The organism is Bacteroidia bacterium, from assembly GCA_027493955.1.
GTDB lineage: Bacteria > Bacteroidota > Ignavibacteria > SZUA-365 > SZUA-365 > JAOSJT01.
Map to the genome: position 1 here is coordinate 3,764,639 of JAOSJT010000001.1, position 20,340 is coordinate 3,784,978.

A 20,340-nucleotide genomic window follows, 5' to 3' on the forward strand; every position below is an offset into this window, starting at 1 on the left:
CATCGAAGCCTCGCATGCAGGAATCTATTCAGTTGATTGCATAGTTGAAAAAAAGTTGGAAAAAAAATAATCCCCGTATGTTGTTGTAAATAAATAAGTTACCGGTATTTTGCCTGTGAGCGGCGTGTTAGAAAATTGTTTTTCTTTTGTGACAGATGTATGTTTGAGCATGAAGAACTTTGATTTTCCTCTCTCATCTTCTTACCCCACCTGCGTTGACACAGGGGGCTCTAAACAACTTCGCATGTCTGCTCTTGCAGACACTTACCTCGCGAACCCCTTCTATACCGCACCCCCAGTGGTATAGCTAACCAACCGCCATTTCTTTTGAGGGCTTAACACCTCGAGCCGCCGCAAGCAGACCCCCCTTGCGGCGGTCCACTTTTTGGGCAAAATGAAAGCGCCGGGACTACAAGCCCGGCGCTCATGGAAGCTCTTCCAGCCGAGGGTCGGGTGTTATTCCACCTCGACGATGCGGTAGCTGTGCGTAATATCCATTGCTTTCTCGAGCATTGCCGTCACGCCACAGTAACGTGTCTGTGACAGTTCGATCGCGCGTTCGACATCCTTCGCTTCAATTCCCTTGCCACGGAATACATACTCCACATGCATGCTCGAGAATACCTTCGGATGCTCTTCGGTTTCCTCGGCGGTGACGATCATCTCGAAACCATCGAGCGTAACACGCTTCTTCGAAAGTATGGAAGCTACGTCGCTCCCGGTACAGCCGGCTAAGGAGAGCAGAAGAAGCTCTTTCGGCCGAATTCCGGCATCATTTCCGCCGAAGGAAGTAGGGCCATCCATCATCAGCCAGTGTTTCGAATCGGTATGCCCTGCGAATGTAATAGAGTTCTTTCCTACTTGTGTGACGTGTGCCGTTTTGGTCGCCATTGTGACTCCTAGTGTGAAATTGCTTCATGGTAGGTAAGATGCGCTATCCCTGGAATTGGTGCAACCGGTGCACCTCTTTTCATAGGATATCATGGCCTGATATACGAGCGTTATTTTTGCAGGATTTGTGCTGCACGGTAATATTACTAGATTGCAGATATTGGCGAAATGGAGCATGACGCGGTGATCTTCCGCGTCTCACCCTGCGTGAGGATGCCTGATGAAAGTTGTGTCTTTGCTTGTCCTGTTTCTGGTATCGGTACTGTGCGTCCAGGCACATGCGCAATACGGTAGGCCTCGGGATTCATGGCTGCAACCGAAACTGCGATCCGTGCATCTTGAAGGTTTGCTGCTGGGCATTCCGTCACTGGGCGTCGGGGTCGACATGGATCTTTCGCGCGGCTATGAGTATGCGGATTCGAGCAGTTCGTATGGTGTTGGTGTACGTTCTTCACTGGGCGCGGGCTATGTCGAGTCTTCATTCGGTGCAAAGTATGCTCCGGATTGGTATGCCGATGCCGATGTGCTCCTTCGTGGATCGCTTGTGGTGGAGGGATTTTCCGCGGCTATACTGAGCGGCTATGGTTACCGCATCTGGCATGGCGAATCCGCGTACCCATCCGGTCACCGGCTGAAGTTTGGTGCGGAATTGAACTACGTTGTCTATCAAGGGCGTATCGCGTTACGCTTTCGCGTTATGGGAGCCGCACTGGGTACGAACGGGAATGTGGAAGTCGGTCCGCTCGCCCTGGGCGTAGCGTTCGGATGGTTCAGGAGGAAGTGAAAAAGACGTCAGGGAAAAGGAAAATCCTCTGAAAGTCGGTACCGACGCTCTACCCGCTACGCAGAAGCTGTGGTCTTGGAGCGGATGTGTTTCGGAAGTGTTGCTCACGTCCGTTCGTGTTCCGATCTCTGTAATCGAGATTTTACAATTGCATAACAATCCTCAGCTCGGCCTCGGGTTGATACCAACCATCCACGCCGAGCATGCGGTACGTGTTGAATCCACGTTGGCTGTCCCAATGCGTGTTGTAACGAAAGCGGATGAACAGAACCGGATGCGGATACATATCCAGATGGATGTTGGTCCGCAGCGTCCGTCTGCTGTTGCTGCTCGGGGGCGCAAGGTAGAAGGTCTGCCGACGCTCCTCAATCAGGTAATCCGTATCGAGTCGCAACTCCGCGCGACGAACGATCGGCGCATCGTCGAATGTGAAGGTTGTGGTAGCTGAGGGACGAAGTGTGTACCCTTCCCATACGCCATAACTGTTTTCGCTTCTGCTCGTGGTCGTGTTGAAGGCGACCCGCGCGAGCAGAAGGCGGGAAAATCTTCTCTCGACCCAAATAGCCGGCTGCGTTTCAGTGTTCGTACCGCTGTAGAGCCGTTTCATCAGCTGAAACTGAAACGCGTATTGTGTACGATTGTCCGGGCGCCATTCGGCGTAGTGTATCATGTTCCAGTTACCGCTGTTGGCCGTGGAGTTGTAGAGCTTGCTTGTGGATTCCCTGTACATACCGGCGACGGAATAAAGTAATCCCGATATCGGACGCCATTCCAAACGAGATTCATACCCGGTGACCGTGCTTCCGCTTCGAGGTTCGCCCGTGTTTCCGGAGAAGAGGGAGAGCAGAAAACCTCGTTGGTCTGCAGCATTCGCGGCGTATCCGGTCACGGCATAATTCACGGTTGCAAAGAAAACCACGGGCCGGAGCGCCGGCACCCAGGTGCCTGGTGCGACACGGACATTCGTCAGCAGGGATGTTACGGAGGAACGGTCGAACAACATCGGGGAGGCCTGCATGCTTCTCAGCTCCCGCGTGAGTCGGCCTCCGAGAATCAGTCCATCCATGTTCTCCATGAGGATGTCGAGATTCGCTCTTTCTATCTGGTATTCGCGGGTAAACAGGCCCGCGCGTACTTTCTTTTCGCGTAAATCTCCCTGATACCAGAAATTGAGGGAGAAAAGCGGCCGCGGATTGAGCACCGTACGGAGGAAGTAGTTCTGTGACCGGTAGAGTCCGTTTCGCAAAGATCCCATTGTTTCCTCACCGGTAATCCTGGCATATGCGGAAATACGGGCGGCGGAGAAACCCGTAAGAGCGAGCAACCCGGCGGAGGGTGTCCATACTGCGTCGACCCGTCCTCCACGACGCGAGCGTTTTTCCGACCAAGCGGTCACATCGAGTAATTCGCTGCGCAGCGTAAGCGAGGGATAATCCTGGCGTGACCATTGCACGCCACCGGAAAACGTCTCCTCGCTGCTTTCCGTCCCTAAAAGGGAGTCTTGGCCTGCACGTCCGTGATACCGCGCGAAGGCGCGCAGCTCAGGAGTAATATCGTACTCCGCGCTGACGAGATGGTCTGCATGCAGAGGTCCGGCAGAGTATTGGGCGGGAACGGCTTCACTATACCCGTTTGAGCGCAGCGATGAGAGTATGGAAACTCTCGCAGCTTCCGTGCTGAGGGAAGCGGATAAACCGGCCGCTGCTCCGCTGGACAAATCGCTCACGGTATGTCTGTACTCGGGGCGGACTCGAAGATCGAGACGTTGCGTTTGCCACCGGACCTCGCCGGCGGCCTGCGCAAAGTGAACAGACGATGTGCGTCCTTGTGGGGTGAAGCTGCCTCCACCGAGGGATAATTGCGCAAGATCCGATGGCGAGTACGTGAGATTGGCTTGTGTAAAGCGCTCTTCCGCGATGTTTCGCACATACTCATACGTAATCTCGACGCGGCTATCGTCAAATACCGCCCCGTCGCGAGTAAAAAGAAGGTGACCGGAGCTGTAATCAAGAACGTAGTCTTCGCCAGGACGGACGGGAATGCCATCCACCGTGATGCGCTCCGAGCCTCGTATCACGCGCCGTTTGCTGAGTGCGTAGCTGCCGGAGTTATGTGTCTCGTATCGCACTTCCATCATATAGGTCGCAACCGGAGGGCGTTGGTAGGCAGTCTGCGGAAACGGAAGGGCTTCGGGGAAGCGCAGCAATCCTTTTGCAAAATCCACGAATTCCGCGTCGACGCGTCTGTCGCCGTCGTTGTCGAGACCGAATTGCGAAAGAGGCACTTCGGTATCTCCGGGCCCGAGAATACGCAAGCGCAGCGTTGCCGGTATAATGTCGCTCCCTATGCTGTAATGGTTGCGGATTTCAAGATACTGTGTGGTGGAATCTCGCAAAAGCAATTCTTCCGTTACACCGTTTCTGTGTATCCGGACGGCGACGACCTCATCACTTACCCATCGAAGATGGATAATGCCGCTGGAGAGATCTATGGTATACTGATCTCCTTCGTTGTGCCGACGCCAGTCGCCGCTTACGCCGGCAATGGAGGTGGACAGCAGATCGTCGCGGCTGCGACGCACAGTGGAAGCTGACAGAAGGCTAAAGACTTCGACCGTCGCATCGCCAAGCTTCCCCACCTGACGGTCGGCACGAAGATGGTACAGCGATCTTTCCAGCCAGTCGGCATCCGTCAAGGACAATTGCCTACCCCGGTTTAGACCATCAAATACATCGGTGTGCGTGGATGTGGTTTTGTGTCCGCTCTGCGCCTGAACTTCGAGCATGCTGCGGCCGTATTTTTCCGTGCGGTCGCCGAGCACCGCTCGACCTCCCACACCGAATATTCCGAAATCCTGCTGCAATCGGCTCCCGCTTCCCTGTACGCGCATGTCGCCCCATTGCAGAGACTGTACCATATCGTCGCGAGCGCCGCGATACTCAGCGCCGTACACTACCGTTTCGAAATCCGCATCGTTGTACACGGCGCTGATACGCCTGCCCCCTCCGAGGTCGAGTCGCGCTTTCAGATCATTGCGATAGAAAAACTTGCCGCTTTCGTAATCCCTCTGACCCAGGGGATCACGAGAGAGCCATGAACTGCGACTGCCGCTGAGATCCAGACGGACACCCTCTCCGAAGTCGATATAGCTACCCTTTCCGGGATCGAGTGAAAAAGCGGCCGTACCTCCTTCGTCGTCCCCATGCAGGGGAAGCTCGTACCATCTGTCCTCATACTCCAGAAAATAGACCAGCGACGTTTCGGTAAATGTCGCGACACCGATGTCGAGAGGGAACAGAACACGGACATCGATATCCGGCATGCCCCCTGCCGAGGTATAGTAGGTCCAAGTACCGCTGCCGCGATCAAAACGCGACAGACCGCTTGCGGTGCTGAACCAGAGTTTGCTCCCATCCGCGGTGAGCGCCACGGCCTTGAGTTCCTTGTCGGGTAGTTGCGACAATTCTGGGAAGGCCCGCAATCCGTCCGTGGAGGGATCGTACAAGAAGAGATCTCCGGAGGTCAGCAACCAGAAAGCGCTTCCCTGAATGATGATTTCTCTGACGTCTCCGCCTCCGAAGGTGTGGAGGGCATAGGGAGAAAACACCCGCGCGATCATGTCAAAACGCAGGAGATCCGTGTCGCGCAGCAACCACAACTGTCCTCCCGCAATAAAGGCATCGTGAATGCGACTCTCGCCCGGAGGTAGAAAGTGTCGCCAACGTTCATAACGCGGATCGTACTCACTGATTCCCGTATCGGTGGCGAGGTACACACGGTCTTCATTCAGGGTGATGGCATGCACAATGCTGCCCGCAAGCGCTTTCTCCGCGCCTATCGTCTGCCATTCTTCGATCAGCCTGTCGTAGCGCGCTGCGCCATGTTGTCCTCCAGCCCAGACATAATCCGTCTCGAAGACGACGGCTCTCGTCGCACCGATGTTCAGTCCACGACCGCTGTCGTAGTGCAGCATGGTGTTGCTCCGCTGATCAAAGGCGGTGAGTCCGGCGCTTTGACCAACCCACAGCACGTCGCCGGAGAGATCGAGCGAAGTGATGCGTGAGGACAAGAGCCCGTTTTGTCTGCCGTATGCGGACCACACGTTATCTTCGCTACGATAGCGATGTAATCCGTTGGGCGTTCCGATCCACACCGAACCGCTGGTTGAGAGCAGAGACCAGGAGCGGTCGGGATACTGCACCCTGACCTGTGCCGGCGCATCACATACGGCAAAGGACAGACAGATGAGGAACGCGGCAATACAGCTGCGCGGTATACTCAAACGATTTACCCAAGCGAGGTTCGTACGATTTGTTCCATCGGCACCTGCAGAGTGCCCACACCACGTTCGGCGGCGAGTGCGATATGCCGCACATCGGCCGGGGTTAGCGTGCGGCCATTCCATTGAGTCAGTCCAAGGGTTGCGGCATCAACAGCCACAGGGTCGCTGCCGGCGAGTATGGTATTGAGCGTTTTCACAGTTCCGGGGCCTTGCGGACCGTTATCCAGCATGCAGTGTACGGCATCCATAATGGTCAGCTGCGGTCGGATGACGCCGGCGAGGTCGGCGACGGCGCTGCTGAGATTGTAGTCGCCGTGAAATACGCGGCGGTCATGAATCAGGCCCATCAGATTCTTCATACCGAAACTCACCGTAGTACCACCGTGTGCTTTCGCTGTTGGCAAATTGATGAGCACGTCAGCCTTGCGCGCGAGCTTTGCGACGGCGACTTCCTTGAACTCGATGGCTTTCGGTGTCGGTACGGATTCGAATTGCTGTTCCTCGCCAAGTTCGACAAAGGTCAGCTCGGGCATGGAGGCTGCCAGCGCGGTCATACCGCTGCGCTCAAGGCAGGCGGCAGCGCGTCGCATGGGGAAATCGACGGCGACGACACGTTTCGCCCCGGCTTCTACACACAGACGCACGACCTCTCGGATGACATCGGGGTGCGTTGTACTTCCCCACTCGGGAGGATTGGCAAAGGACATGTTGGGTTTGAGCAAGACCACATCACCGTGTTTGACGAAGTGCCCCATCCCTCCGAGCGCGTTCACCGCTGCTCGCACCGTCAACGCGATATCCGGGCCGTCTACGATCGAGAGTGTTGCCGTTCCTTCTGCCTCGCTTCCTCCCCGCGCGATAAGTGCCGGCACACGATGCAGCGGGAGCAGGCCCAACGCAGCTGCGCCGAGCATGCCCGAACGAAGAAAACTTCTGCGCTTCATCATCGGATTTTTCCCGCGACGTTGTTGGCGAACACCTCCAGCACATCCTGCCCTTTGTCCTCGCTACTCATGATGCTGATCAGGATATAATAGCGGGCCTTCGTGAATTTCATCGTCCAGGAAAACACGTCCTTGCGTATCTGTGCCTTCGCGGATGGCGGATTGGCGGGGGCGAGCGCATTCGCGAACACGTTGTTCGGATCGTCGAACACATGTGCCGCGTTCTCCTCGCTGCCCTGATCGTAGATCTGAATTTCGCAGGTCACACCGGATTGCGTGTTTACCGTACCGGAATACGCCTGCATTCCTGCTTCCACGAAGCCTTGGTTCGTGTAGATTTCCGAACCGCCGTTGATCTGATCCTGCAATTCGGAGGCACTGGTCGCTTTCCACTGGCCATCGCCGCCGCCGATTTTCGTCCAACCGCTGATTTCGTTTTCCCGCGGCATCATGTCGGCAAGAGTGATGACGGTGTTGTTTGTGCCCGAATCACTCTTATCACAGGCGGAAAGCTGAAACAGCAGCGCCAGGGCCAAAAGCGCCATTACTGGAGCAAGTTTTTTTGCCATAAGAACAGTTCCTATTTCCAATGGTACGATGCGAAAAATACTGGTGTCTGACGCTACTTTACACGAAGCAGTTGAATTTCCCTGCTCGATCCTTCGGCCATTGCGCGCGCGACATAGGTGCCGGCGGGGAGATCAGCCGCGTGAAAGGTCAGATAATGCATACCAGCGGGCATGGTTTCGCAGACCAGAGTTGCGACACGCTCGCCAGTGATACCGAAAACATCCAATTGCACATGCGCCTCGCGTGGGAGAAAAAGCGGAAGATCCGTGTCGTGGACGAAGGGATTCGGGTAGTTCTGCTCCAGATTCCACGAGGCCTCGTTGAGTTGCAGTGCGACCTCTACAGTCGGAGAATATTCCATCGCTCCGTCAGTATCAACCTGACGCAAGCGGTAAAACAACGTGCGATGGTCGCGCAAGAGCTGGGAATTCTCGTCGGCAAAGCGATAATCGCGGCGCTGTGTTGTCGTCCCCGCGCCGCGGACATACCCGATTTCTGTCCAACCAGACAGTCCGTTCGCGCTTCGCTCGATCCCGAAGCCGGCGTTGTTCGTCTCGCTTTCCGTGGTCCAGCGCAGTTCGACCACGCCGCCGCGGAGATCCGCGGTAAACGCGGCGAGGCGCACGGGCAGTGCAATATTGATTACCGTCATCTGAGCCGGGTCCGCCACACCCAGACTGTATGGCGAAGCGGCCGCCTGATCGATGTATGTAGCGTTCTTGGCCCCGAGGCCGTTGGTGGTACGGAGGTTGTTGATCATGATGCGGCCCTGCGCATCGATGGCCACGGGATCCTGCGACAGCAGAATTTTATTCGGTGTGGCTTGCGGATTACCGCCTGGTCCGCCATTGTACACCGCATACAACGCATCGAGGATAACCAGTTTTTGCTTCGCGCGCATCACGCTGCTGGCCATGATATCAAGCACCGCATTCTTGTTGCAATGGATACCCAGGGATCCGCCGGGATTGACGGTTCCCATGTGGTTCTTGAAGGCGAGTGTGAGATTGAGCGATGAGCTGCAACTGTGGTCCTTGAGCACCGGCATGTTGATGAGATAATCCGCGTTGTGCAGACTGGCGCTGTACGGACGGTCCTTGCCGTCACAATGAATGGTATAGCCGAGGTTCGGAAAACTGGCATCGTACACGAGGTTGACATTGTGTCCGAAGTACCCCGTCGTGTAGCCGACACTGGAGAAACTATGTCGTTCATACACGGTGATATTTGCCGCGGGGAAGCCACCGAGCATTTGGCGCAGACGGTTGATGACGGCCTTTGTAAGCTCCTTGCGTGTGGGGACAACGCTGTTCAGAAAGTTCGGCTTGAGCGCAACGCGCGAATTCACCGTGAGACCCGGAAAAAACGACGCCAGTGCTGCCGCAGGCGAGGTATAGATGCCCGCGAGTTGCATGATGCCCTGATCGAACATGCCCTGCACGACCTGCTCGTCGACGCTGTTGAAACCCAGAACCGCCCCCGGATGATGGACGATGGCGATGCGTCCGGGGTTGGGATAGGCATAGGTTTGAGGGAGACCGCCGGCCGGCTCGCCGGTGTTTCCGTGAAGCGATCCCGGTAGCAGAGAGGCCCCTGCCAGAAGAGAGCCGGCCTTCAGAAAGTCTCGACGGGAGCGATGGTCTTGGGGCATTCGAACTCCGGAGCGAAGTGGAGAAATCGGATAAACGGAATCTAATATTCGGGAGTTTCAGATACAAACACATACAGAATGGAGCAAGCGGATTCAGTATGAAGCGGGTTCGCATATCAAAGGATCTGTTCTCCCACAGACGTGTCCAGTGTCCTGTCGATAGCTACCACGGGAGCATGCGCCGATCAACAGCCGGGTATTGTCACTGAAAATCCAGGGCACACATGGAATCCCACAGTCTTGACAACCGGAGTGTGCGTCTTAGAGTATGTTTACCCGGTTTCGGCGGTCATGGCTCATCGTGCGAAACAGCGCTCGGTACTATCGGCCCTTGGAATTCGTCCGGCGGAGAGGATGACCGCTTTCAGGGACCGAAGTCTCCCAACACGGGATGTGTACTCGGATGGATAAGCGGGAATTACGGCGACTCACCCTGTTGAGTCTCGAGGATATACGAGGGAATCGCAACGAATGTAGTTTGGTACATGACTGCGGAATTGCACGTAGTGCTACCACTTCGATAGTTTATTGAGAAATTCGTTGCGATGCTTCCTCGTCCGATTGCAGAAAACATCTTCCTGTCCTCAATATCTCCCGGCAAGAGAGTTTGGTCTGCCCCGTCCTTTTACCGTCTCTCTTCAACGCAGCGCTGAGTGACTTCGAGTGCGGGCTCCGAATCGCATTGCGTATCACATTTGATGGGACTCAGGTCGGCAGCGAGAGAGAAGTGGATTTCACTCCGCTCGTCCCGTGGGTGCGCACGGGTAGTCTGGAAAGAATCACCATCACGTTCGAATCAATGATACCTGGACCGATTCTGCTATCGGCTCAGTATTTCGTAACGCTCCAGTTTATACACATCCCGATCTCGATACACGTGGTAAAAGGAACTGTCGTCATGCTCCACAAAATAGCCGGCTTCACACGAGATTTTGTTCAGGTAGCGCATGTCTTCCGCTGCATAGAGTTCAAGAAAATAGTTGTCATGCAGATGATCGGCGGTAGCGCTCAGCAGATAGTTATCGCCAACGGTAAACAGCGCTCGGGTCGTCACAAGAGGCGCATAATTCTTTGCGCGAACATACGGTTTCGTGTAAGCGCTACGCAATTCAAGCCCGAAGCGGAACGATTCATCATGCTGGCGCCGGAATAGCGTGTCATGCTTGGCGAATCGATCACCGGATCGCTCATCAATCAGCCACATCGACAAGGATTGCGTGGATATCGATCTGGCAGGTGTTTCGGCGGTGTAGCCGCGAAGGAGGTTCACACCGAGACCCAGACGCTCGTACACACTATCTATTCTTGCGCTGCTCCGCTCCACCCCGGTTCCCAGATCATATGTTGTAGCCGTGCAGATTCTGTCGTACGCTGTATCTGGAATCGTCCAGTTATGATACACGATGGTCAGAACAGAATCCCGCACGTACGATTCCCGGGCACTGTAGTTGTGCAGGAGTTGCTCGAGGGATGAGTCTTTTATCATGCGAATCCTGTTATCTTGCCGGGGTTGCCACAGCAGTGCAATTTCTCGAGTTGATTTGCGGAGTCGATTTTCCTGCTTGTTTAATTTCGAGAAGACCATGGCTGCGAGCACAAAAATATTCTCCTCGTCAAGAAATTCGACTGTCCGAATGCAGGGCAACTCGTTTTCCTCCAGATACAGTGTTTCATGTTCCCTGAGCTGTGTCTCGAACACACTGTCGGCGATGGTCAGGCTGTGGACCACTCTTCCATTCTGAATATCATACAGACAGAGGTAGGGTTGGTTCTGGTCACCTATCGCAATCATGCCCCTCGTGGTGCTGCTGCTCACGGTCGGGGTATATATCTTCTTCGCTGATTCATCGAGCAGCACCGGCGTGGTTATGGATGATCGTGCAATCCTTGGGCCACCCGCCAAACGGTCCATTGCCGGCAAGGCCAGCTCAAGCTCTTCCTCAACAATCAGAGAGCCTGTTTCGATGATACCTTTATTTGCGATGATCCAGGTATTTGTCACCTCCCGCAATGTTTTGCTGTCCACGCGATATTTTTCCACATAGACCTGCTCTTCGAGATACGCCTGACATGCTTTCGCGATCGTTGTATCCGCAAGTCGGTTGACCAGGAACACGGAGAAGATTCTCGTGCTCCCGTAACCTTCCGCAATTCTGCTCATGAGCTCTGAGGCGCGATATTCGCATTTCTTGCACGAGGCCTTGTCCACAATGAAATACACACAGACCTCATCCGTGCATAATCCGTCATATCCCAATGTTTTTGTCAGGAAAATCTCCGCCGCTCTTTCCTGCGAATGTGCCGCGGTGAACAACTGAATTAGCATGAATACTGTCGTGAGAGAAAGTCGCATCAAAGCACCTGAGGGGAGGTGATACTAATATACTGTCAGGGACCTGGAAGGAATCCCGCCGAAATCTCGGGAGGTTTTTCATTTTTCCGAGAATGCTCGCTCTGACAGGCAGCCACATGATACGATGCGGGGCATAAAAAAAACTGAAGGATGCACCCCTCTTTTTCATTGTCCGCGCAATCGTATCATACACCGTATCCCGTCTCAATGTGTCAATCCTACGGCTCACTTCAAAGGGAATCGATCACCCCATTCAGATTATTTCCATACCCGGAATGATACATACACGGGAACGAATAGGAGACGAATTCCTGTTTAATTTCCGCCTGAAGGATATTCGAACGTATGAAGTTCAAATCCCGTGCCCGTGACGGGGTCTATTCCTTGTTCGTCCAATGTCGTACCCTGCGGAATGATGATGGGAATAGCCTCACCGCAAGGATCCAGCACCATGTTTACGCTTCCGTCCGGATTCGGCACTGCTTCGTAGCAAATGCTGTTAGGATTTTCGTCGCAGCGAACGGAAAAACCCTTTGATCCATTATCGATCAAGAACCTATAGACACCATCCCGGGTCTGTATCGGTGCACCCATTTCCAATGAGGTGCCGAATTACTGGGTTCCTGTGTGCGTGTACGACGCCAGAGTCTCACTCGTACAGAGGCAAACGATATCCATGACAGCGATCAGGAAGAATCCTGGAGTTTTCATCTCGCTTAATCGGTTGCTGGACATGTTGTTTTGATGAGATCCGCAGGCCTGCGAGAATCTAACATCAATATTTGTACCAGAAATTTCTGCTGAGGACTCATGCATTCAACAGGGGGGGGTAACTCATTATTTATCAATCAGTTACGGTGATTTACAGAGGCAGCACTCAATTGCGAACTGCTGGTGTCGAACGTGAATGATCAGCATGGGCCGTGTCAAATAATCACCACATCGCCAAGAAAGTGATTAAAGGACACGCCGTGCACAGCAATATTTCCAACAAATACCCTGGCTTTGTGCTTCATTACATATTGCATGCAGGTACCATCATCGAACCTGTATTTGGAGGAATCTTTGATTTTGTACCTGCACAGCGGTTGCCGTGATGACGATCATTGAGTGCCTCGTGTTTGAAGAATCCCTGCCGATCAGCAACAGGCGTGATGGATCATTGGGCAACCCTGAAGGTTTTCGGCATCGCCGATAAAACTGGGAATACCGGTGTGCATTTGCTATACTTCGTCCGATGCTTCATCGAGACGGATTTTCCATGGATCAGTATATCATCACGCTCGCTGCCCGAAACAGGGGTTTTCACCTCGTGACCGAGGAATTACTTTCTCAACTTCCCGTGTTGAGCGAGTATACCGTGGGACTGGCCCATTTTCATATCCTTCACACCTCCGCGTCATTGTCGGTAAATGAAAATGCAGACCCCACGGTCCGTTCTGATATGGAGCGCTGGTATAGCACCGCCGTGCCGGACGGAGCGACAGATTTCAGACACAGGCTGGAAGGTGATGACGACATGCCCGCGCATATCAAGGCATCGCTCATCGGCAGTAGCCTTCTGCTGCCAGTACGTGCGGGCCGCCTGTTGCTGGGTACCTGGCAGGGCATCTATCTTGGTGAGCACAGGAATGCCGGTGGTCCCCGCCGCGTTGCGGTGACGCTCACGGGCGACAAGAGGTGACGCGTCTCAGTTAGCGGAATACGCACCGACGAGTGCCTTTTCCTACATTTCATGCGGTGCTGTCAGCCGCGCGCGCAATGCGGACACCGCACGATTTTCTGATATCGCACCGCCGCCGCAATTCCATTCCGCAGTGCTCGATGATGACAGAGCGCCGCCGGGAGCGGCAACTACCCACCACAGCAGCATTCAGCACCGGAGAACCCGTATGCGCCTTATTCTTACCCAACCCCAACTGAAGGCTTTCGATAATGCGTTCAATCGTGATGCTGTGTATCGTGCGCTCGATGAAGCGCATGACGGTTTTATGAAGGATGACATTATCCTCCTTCCTGAGCATATCTTCTTCACCAATGACGCCGAAGAGTACTTGCACGAGATTCGAAACATCGCCGCGCAGACCGGCAGCACGGTAGTCGGTGGATCATTTCACGAAATCAATGACTCCTTTCGCCGCAACACAGGTGCCGTGATCGCGGCGGATGGCAGCATCCTGTGCAATTACGATAAACTTCGTCCGTATGCGGACGAGCGAAACCGTGTCGAGCCAGGAGAGCGCCTCGGACAGTGCGTCATTGGCGGAAGACGCGTGCTTGTGCTTATCTGCGCGGATTTCTGGTTCAGCGATCTGTACGGGAAGGTGAAGGAACTACCGGAATTGGTCCTTGTGCCGGCACTGTCGATTACGCGTAAACCATCACCCGACTATTCCCGGGAGATGTGGCGGCACCTGGCTGTGAGCCGCGCATACGAGTTCGGCGTGTATGTCGGTATCAGCGACTGGGGTGAGGATTCGCTGCTGCCTGTGCATCGCTGCAGCGGCGTGGGTGGCTTCGCGAATGCGGCGTCAGATGATGTACAAGCGTTTTTTACTGCCGTCGGACAAGACCGCCTGCAAGCAATCACCCTCGATTTCGATCAACTGGATGCATTCCGCAGCGACCGCGAAGCCCGGGGATTTTTCCGGAAAGGCAATTCAGGGCAGTAGCAGTAGAGGACGGGCATGACGATGCAGAAGTCCTCCACGCCGATATTCAGCGATGATGGTATAGACTCCAGCCGGGAGACCAGTCCAACGGAGAGGCAGTGTAACTGCGTAACGGGATTCCCCATTCCCGGGCATTTCACCCGCGTCCCTGTGCAAGACAAGTACTTCTCGACCTAGCAGGTCTACAGCACGAAGTGTAATCTCACCCTGCGGGACAGAAGGCAAACGGAGCAACACATGCACGTCCTGCCCTGTGGTGGCCGGATTGGGATACAAGGAAGCAAACGCGAAGTCGTTCGGCATCTCGAAACCGGGCACGGACAATGGCACGGCGGGACCGTACACACGCAGAATGTCGGGCGAGCTTGGCGCATCGGATGTTATGATGACGTCCGCACGCTTTGCGCCTGCGCTTTGGGGATGAAAACGCAAAGTAAACGGCAGTGCGCCGCCGCCGGGAACGTACAGAGGCAACTGCGCCTGAAGGGAGAAATCATCGGGATTCTCTCCGCTCAGCCGTATATCGTACACTTCGAGTTCCACCCCTGTTGTGTTACGGATCTGTATTACCGCTTCGCGTGATTTCGTTGCTTCCGTCGTATCGAAATACTGTGTGATCGGATGCGTCAACAGCACGGGTGTAGCAGCAATCCCGGAAATGCGGACATTGCGCGGCAGCGTATCGGCATTGTGGTAGATCTTCAGCGTCGTTTCTTTCGGTCCGGCGGAATCCGGAGAGAAACGCAGTCGGAGCGATGCCGTGCCGTTCTCGGGCACTGCGATAGGGTAGGGAGGATTGGCGCCGAGGGAGAATAAAAGGCTGTCTCGTCCGCTGAACTCGAGACGATGGATGTACAGTGTGCCCGAACCTTTGTTCGTGAGGAAGTCTTTCAGTTCCTCCTCGCGTGATTTACCAGGTTTTGTCACCGTCATCTGATACACCGAGGGTGTTTCTAATGTCGGATTCGTTCCATAGCCGATCAGCGGGATGATCGCGGGATCCTCCGGAGCGTTGCTGCTGATGCGCAGCTCGGATATTCTGCGGCCGACACCGCCGGGTTTGAACGATACGACAAGCTGCACGGATGAGTCCGGAGGCAGGGTGTACGGTAGCGGTATGGTCGGTAACCAGACGAAATCCGCGGGGTGGGTGGTCGCGGGATCGCTTGCCCTGCGTACGTTGGTGATAACAAGAGGGAGTGCACCATTGTTGCGCAACGTTATTGTATCGTATTCAATCATCCCCGTTTTGAACATCGCGAAGTTCACGGAGTCGGGACGGTGAAGATTCGGGGCCCATGCGACGCGCTGCGCGTAAATGTCCGCCTGGCCGTCCAGGATCCTTCCGTCATACCACACGATGATGGCGGTGCCTAGTGTCGATGCGACTATCTGTGGCGTGAGCTGGTTATTATCGTGTCTGTGAAGCAGAACGCCGGAGTGCGTGTTCCACTCGTTGTAATTGGTCGTCCCCTGAGCCGAGACGCGGTTCATGTACAGATCGTAGTCGAAGGTATTCCGCTTGTCCTGCCACACGACGAGACCACCACCGTATCCGTCGTTGATCATCTGCGGACGTTCCTGAGTGCCGGCGGCGTCACAGACGGCGTTGCCGAAATCCCCGATGATGCTGCCGTCGACATTGATGCGGCGCATGTAGATATCTCCGTCGGCATTGGATTTCCGGAAATCCGCCCACACGGCCAGCGATCCGCCCTTTCCGTCATCGGAAAGGGCCATGCCACTTTGCGTCTGCTCCGACTGTGCTACCTGATAATCTTCCAGATAGGTCTTGTTTCCATCCTCATCAAAAATCTGAAGATACAAGGCAGAAGTGCTCAATCCGAGCCGGAAGTCCTGCCAGAAAACGACGACGCGATCGTTACCGAATTGACCCACCTTGGGTGCTATCTGCCTGTTTGGTTCTGTACACACCGGTAAATCTGCGGTCCATCGTAGCGTTCCATCGGCGCCGACGTGTTGCATGTAGATATCGTCTTCGTTGCGCCTGTCCATCCACGCGATGTATGCGCCGCCATGACGGTTCGAGGCGAGCTGCGGATACGATTGGTCTCCCGCAGCTGTGGAAATCACCACTCCATTTTGTTGCCAGAGAAAGTTCCCCGAAGCGCCAACACGTTGCGCATAAATATCCAGATCCTGTCCGCGTTTGTCGTGCCAGGCGATAATGATTCCGCCTTCGCCGTCGGCAGTCATCTCGACCCATTGCTGATTCCCGGGTGCGTTGCAGACGCGAAGCGGTCCACCGCTCCATAAAGCCGCACCGTTGGCTCCGATGCGCTGGGCGTAGACATCACTGTTTCCGGCGGCGTCATTCCACCACGCCAGAAACGCTCCACCGGACCCGTCGGGCAAAAGACCGGCGAGCCGTTGGCCGGCGGCAGGCGGGCTGATTACCACGCCGTCAGGATTCCATGGAAGAGAGCCGTTCGGGAGAATTTTTGCTGCGTATATCGCGGCCTGAGATCCCTGTCGCAAATCCTCCCAAGCGATAATCGCGCCTCCCTGGCCATCAGTGCCGATCCGAGGTGCACGTTGCCATCCTTCGGCCGTGCATACGGGAACGCCAGTGGAATCCCACAGTAGCGTTTGTGAATACGATGCCGCGGTGCATGCGAGCCACAGCCCCGCGAGCAGAAAATGTTTCGCAGAAAGGGAGGTTTGTGTCATGGTACACCAGAAACGATGCCAAAAGGAAGGTATCGGATTTTGTGCGGAGAAGCAAGTATGGCGTACAAAACATACGAACACAAGACGTCCGACCGCGCACCGAAGCGAGCTATAGACATCCCATTTGCTCTCGTGGCCGAAGCGCGATACGTCATCGCAACGCGGGGGGAACGTGAGCGATATGCATCGGAGCGCCATGATGCATAAACGAAGATGCGGGTCCGAGCTGCGCGGAGCGGAGAGGGAAATTGACATCACTAGGGAGGAAGGCAACCAGCGCTATCAGGATCCGTGATACTCCAGCGGTTTCGGAAAGAATGGTATTCGTACAAATGCGGCAAAAAAGCAGCGGGCGCAACAAAAAACTGAAAATCCCGGTCAGAGGAGGGGAACCGGGATTTTCAGCGTAGTGAAAGTTGAGCTGACAAGACTGTTTGAGGGGTGCCGTTACTGAGCCTGTTCACAGGAAGGTATTGAGTCTATCCATCATTAAGGAGGAAGGTGTCTTGCCATCTCTGACTTCCAGAATAATAAACACCTCACCCATACAAAAAGTTACCAAGTCATGTCCGAATTTCGGGGCAGTAATTTGTCCATGCATCATTTTATCCCCATACCAGTAGGTCCAATACTCTATACTGAACCGATGCAAATTCACAGACGGCTACGCGAAGCGGTGTGACAAGATGATGGAGATTGTGCTACTTCCTGCATGGGATTACGCGGAACCCGTGCTCATCGTCGAAAAGGATCGGATCGCATAGGGTCGTGCACGTTGTGCAAAACACCAGGAGCATGAGCTGTCGGCATCTACGTTCCGCCGGCTCTTACGGGAACAGGCAAATGGTCTGCGACGAGAGTCAACGGAGCAACAACATCGAACGCGTTTGCACAGTCGATGCCGCGCGTAGCCGGTAGAAATACGTCCCGCTTGGGAGATGGGAAGCATCAACGCGGACGGACCAGCTGCCCGCTTCGTACCTGGCGCTTCCCAGATCCATCAACTGACGTCCATGCGTGTCATACAGCGTCAGTTCCACTTCGGTCGCAACAGGGAGTTCGAAGCGGATGGTGGTTGAAGGATTAAATGGGTTCGGATAATTCTGATACAGGAATACCCGATCAGGCAGTGGGAACGAATGCCGCTCTGCGGATAGAGTCTGATCGCATTTGACTGTTACCGTATCGTGGCTGACAATCAGACCGTTACTCACCGTATTCCAGACTACCTCGAAATCCGCGTTTGCTGTCGCGTCGTTGTCGTAGCACACCACAAAGCCTTGCAGCCGCTGACCAGGAGAAATTTCGCTCGACGTACTCCTCCAGGTAACCTTTCTGTCGTTCGAAACAGGTGTCCAAAGATCCGGGGATCGTATGGTGCTCGCGTAGAGCGTGACATCGTCTGTAATAACTTCTGCCGTGAACGAAGTCAGCGGACTCCTCGGCAAATGCTGATTATCCACCAGAAATTCAAAACAGCACGGACTGGTGGTGTCTGTGCGTATGTCGACGCGGTCCGGTGCTACCGGTTGAATGGCGCAAAACGCGCTGAGAGTATCGCAGCACAATGTGCGGTCGTCAAGCAGTGTGCACCAATCCATCGCGATGCGCGTGGAAATTGCGGATGGGACGAGAGAGAGAACAAATCCTTCTGCTTTCTCACCGGTAAGGATAGTGCCGTTTACTTTGCGAAAAAGCACTGTGGCATCCGTCAGACTTTCCATGTCCCAACCTTGGGGTGCCGAAGCGTCGATCAGCACCGTGGCTGGATCGCGGAGAGAGATTCGTATCCCGTCGAAATCCGACTCCGGGACGTGGAGATTCGCCACGTCGATCCGATACGTGCAATACTCACCGGATGGTGCTATAGCGAGAGAATCACACCTAGGTTGAATTTGCTCGCAGGTAACCGCATTGAACTCGCAGCATTCGTCATTGCCGTCGAGAGAAGTGCACCATTGGTACAATACTTGATTTCCGAAGCTGCCGGGCTGGAGAGAGAGCAAAAACCCGCTCTGTTTACCGGAAGGAGCGATCATTCCTGTTGTATCTCGGAAAGTGATCTCGGTCGGGCTCTGAAGTTCGATGTTCCAACCGGAAGGAGCAGTCGCATCCAGCATGACGGCACCCGGCGTTTCCAGTTTGAGCCGGAAGGTGTTCACATTCGATGCGGGTTGATGCTTGTTGACAAAACCGAAATCGTACACGCACCCGCCCCTGGTTCTGACGGCAAATACCGAATCACAAGTGGATGGGGGAGGAGGATCGCATTGCAATTGCGCCGTGTCGCAACATACTGTCTGATTCTGAAGCATGGAGCACAGAGAGAGCCGTACCAAGCCGGTTGACGATGGATTGAAGCGCAAGAGGAAACCGATGGCGGAATCGTTGGGTGCCACGACGCCGGTATTTTTCTTGAAGGTGACTGTACCCGCTGTCTGCGACAGGATGTTCCAACCCACAGTGGGACTAGCCATTTGAATGCTGGCGCCCGGCGTCAACACGGTTACGCGCACCGCATCGAGATTGGATTGCGGACGGTGGGTATTGAAAACGGAAAGCGTCAGAGCGCAATTGCTGCCCTGGCGAACAGAGAAGCTGTCGCACCGTGATGCCACCTTGGGGGTGCAGGCGAACATGACAATGTCTTCGGTGAGCTTCCCACCATTCAGGGCGGTGGTGTAGCGCATTGCAATGCTCCCAGTGGTACCGCCCGGTGGCCGTATGAAAACCCGAAATCCGCCCAACTGTCCTCCACTGGCCACTGGTATATCATCCGACTGGAATTCCAGTGTTGTCGGATCCGTAATGCCACCGCCCCAAGGCCCCGAAGGAGTACCGACAAAGGTCGCTCCCGGCGTCAGCAGTGTGAGTTGCAGGCCGTTCAATGGTCCGGGAGGTTCATGCCTGTTGCGTATCGTCAATTCGAAAGCGCAGGACTCATCCGGCTGATTCGGTGTCGTTATACCGACGACCAGCAGACTGTCGATGTCCGGGGGTCTGCCTGTACAAATAATGTCCAGCGTATCTTTGGTCTTGACCGTATTGGCATACGCAGTCGTCCACTCAACGCGGAAAGCACCATTTGATCCCTGTGGTAAATCGATACACATGATGAATCCGTCAGCTGCTTCGCCGGGAGGGAGCTGGACGCCGCTCTCTCCGAAGATGAGGAGTGTGTCGCTTTCGATCGCAGGCCAGGGTCCGGGCGCTCCGGGTTGAAAACGGACACCCGGAGTAATGATGCGCAGCGCGAGTTGATCGAGCATGGATTGGGGTGTGTGTCTGTTCTCAAGACGAAGCTCGTAGCAACACGATGTTGGGTCCGGTTGCGTAACGATAAGCACATCCGGTCTGTTCTGTGCATGGCTGTGGACAGCACCGAAGGTGAAGAACAGAACGAGTGGGAGCAGCTTTCTCATGGCGATACCCGATGCTGGGATGAATGGCGCGTTCCGTGCACTGACAGGCGACGGGAATAAAAGCTAGTAAATTCAGACGG

12 protein-coding genes are annotated in these 20,340 nt (G+C 54.8%); 4 read left to right on the plus strand and 8 right to left on the minus strand.

Features of this window, described 5'->3' with window-relative positions:
• Nucleotides 1-456: 456 nt before the first annotated feature.
• On the minus strand, nt 457-891 hold the full coding sequence (locus M5R41_14420; protein ID MCZ7557589.1) for an OsmC family protein: 435 nt from the start codon (nt 889-891) through the stop codon (nt 457-459).
• Nucleotides 892-1,111: 220 nt separating this feature from the next.
• On the opposite strand from M5R41_14420, the gene M5R41_14425 reads away from it, so the two are divergent.
• Nucleotides 1,112-1,675: a hypothetical protein gene (locus tag M5R41_14425; protein MCZ7557590.1), complete on the plus strand. Its 564-nt coding sequence runs from the start codon at nt 1,112-1,114 to the stop codon at nt 1,673-1,675.
• A 142-nt stretch (nt 1,676-1,817) separates the two neighbouring features.
• On the opposite strand, the gene M5R41_14430 is transcribed toward M5R41_14425, so the two are convergent.
• The 5 genes from M5R41_14430 to M5R41_14450 form a co-directional block, all read right to left on the minus strand.
• The gene (locus tag M5R41_14430; protein ID MCZ7557591.1) at nt 1,818-5,957 is read right to left on the minus strand and encodes a hypothetical protein; all 4,140 of its coding nucleotides are present in this window, start codon (nt 5,955-5,957) and stop codon (nt 1,818-1,820) included.
• Between the two features lie 5 nt (nt 5,958-5,962).
• Nucleotides 5,963-6,904 carry a DUF362 domain-containing protein gene (locus tag M5R41_14435; protein MCZ7557592.1) on the minus strand — a complete coding sequence of 314 codons (942 nt, stop codon included), beginning with the start codon at nt 6,902-6,904 and terminating at the stop codon, nt 5,963-5,965.
• Nucleotides 6,901-7,470, minus strand: coding sequence for a hypothetical protein (locus M5R41_14440; GenBank protein ID MCZ7557593.1), 570 nt, complete (start codon nt 7,468-7,470; stop codon nt 6,901-6,903). Before M5R41_14440 ends, M5R41_14435 begins: the two co-directional genes overlap by 4 nt.
• A gap of 53 nt (nt 7,471-7,523) precedes the next feature.
• Nucleotides 7,524-9,122 carry a DUF362 domain-containing protein gene (locus M5R41_14445; GenBank protein ID MCZ7557594.1) on the minus strand — a complete coding sequence of 533 codons (1,599 nt, stop codon included), beginning with the start codon at nt 9,120-9,122 and terminating at the stop codon, nt 7,524-7,526.
• Nucleotides 9,123-9,942: 820 nt separating this feature from the next.
• Nucleotides 9,943-11,475 (minus strand): hypothetical protein, encoded by a 1,533-nt coding sequence (locus M5R41_14450; GenBank protein ID MCZ7557595.1) that lies wholly within the window; start codon nt 11,473-11,475, stop codon nt 9,943-9,945.
• Nucleotides 11,476-12,736: 1,261 nt separating this feature from the next.
• Between M5R41_14450 and M5R41_14455 the strand changes: the two genes are divergently transcribed.
• Entirely contained in the window at nt 12,737-13,159 is a 423-nt protein-coding gene (locus M5R41_14455; protein ID MCZ7557596.1) for a secondary thiamine-phosphate synthase enzyme YjbQ, read from the plus strand.
• Between the two features lie 208 nt (nt 13,160-13,367).
• Nucleotides 13,368-14,147: a carbon-nitrogen hydrolase family protein gene (locus M5R41_14460; GenBank protein ID MCZ7557597.1), complete on the plus strand. Its 780-nt coding sequence runs from the start codon at nt 13,368-13,370 to the stop codon at nt 14,145-14,147.
• On the opposite strand, the gene M5R41_14465 is transcribed toward M5R41_14460, so the two are convergent.
• Nucleotides 14,136-16,838: a choice-of-anchor D domain-containing protein gene (locus M5R41_14465; protein MCZ7557598.1), complete on the minus strand. Its 2,703-nt coding sequence runs from the start codon at nt 16,836-16,838 to the stop codon at nt 14,136-14,138. The two genes, M5R41_14460 and M5R41_14465, sit on opposite strands and share 12 nt — an antisense overlap.
• A 57-nt stretch (nt 16,839-16,895) precedes the next feature.
• On the opposite strand from M5R41_14465, the gene M5R41_14470 reads away from it, so the two are divergent.
• Nucleotides 16,896-17,045 (plus strand): hypothetical protein, encoded by a 150-nt coding sequence (locus M5R41_14470; protein MCZ7557599.1) that lies wholly within the window; start codon nt 16,896-16,898, stop codon nt 17,043-17,045.
• Nucleotides 17,046-17,698: 653 nt separating this feature from the next.
• Here the strand turns inward: M5R41_14470 and M5R41_14475 are convergent.
• Nucleotides 17,699-20,260 (minus strand): T9SS type A sorting domain-containing protein, encoded by a 2,562-nt coding sequence (locus M5R41_14475; GenBank protein MCZ7557600.1) that lies wholly within the window; start codon nt 20,258-20,260, stop codon nt 17,699-17,701.
• Between the last annotated feature and the right edge of the window lie 80 nt (nt 20,261-20,340).

Excerpts from the sequence above, each read along its gene's own strand:
- M5R41_14420 (MCZ7557589.1), bottom strand. The coding sequence starts at position 891 with ATGGCGACCAAAACGGCACACGTCACACAAGTAGGAAAGAACTCTATT.
- M5R41_14425 (MCZ7557590.1), top strand. The coding sequence starts at position 1,112 with ATGAAAGTTGTGTCTTTGCTTGTCCTGTTTCTGGTATCGGTACTGTGC.
- M5R41_14435 (MCZ7557592.1), bottom strand. The coding sequence starts at position 6,904 with ATGATGAAGCGCAGAAGTTTTCTTCGTTCGGGCATGCTCGGCGCAGCT.
- M5R41_14440 (MCZ7557593.1), bottom strand. The coding sequence starts at position 7,470 with ATGGCAAAAAAACTTGCTCCAGTAATGGCGCTTTTGGCCCTGGCGCTG.
- M5R41_14445 (MCZ7557594.1), bottom strand. The coding sequence starts at position 9,122 with ATGCCCCAAGACCATCGCTCCCGTCGAGACTTTCTGAAGGCCGGCTCT.
- M5R41_14450 (MCZ7557595.1), bottom strand. The coding sequence starts at position 11,475 with ATGCGACTTTCTCTCACGACAGTATTCATGCTAATTCAGTTGTTCACC.
- M5R41_14455 (MCZ7557596.1), top strand. The coding sequence starts at position 12,737 with ATGGATCAGTATATCATCACGCTCGCTGCCCGAAACAGGGGTTTTCAC.
- M5R41_14460 (MCZ7557597.1), top strand. The coding sequence starts at position 13,368 with ATGCGCCTTATTCTTACCCAACCCCAACTGAAGGCTTTCGATAATGCG.
- M5R41_14465 (MCZ7557598.1), bottom strand. The coding sequence starts at position 16,838 with ATGACACAAACCTCCCTTTCTGCGAAACATTTTCTGCTCGCGGGGCTG.
- M5R41_14470 (MCZ7557599.1), top strand. The coding sequence starts at position 16,896 with ATGGCGTACAAAACATACGAACACAAGACGTCCGACCGCGCACCGAAG.
- M5R41_14475 (MCZ7557600.1), bottom strand. The coding sequence starts at position 20,260 with ATGAGAAAGCTGCTCCCACTCGTTCTGTTCTTCACCTTCGGTGCTGTC.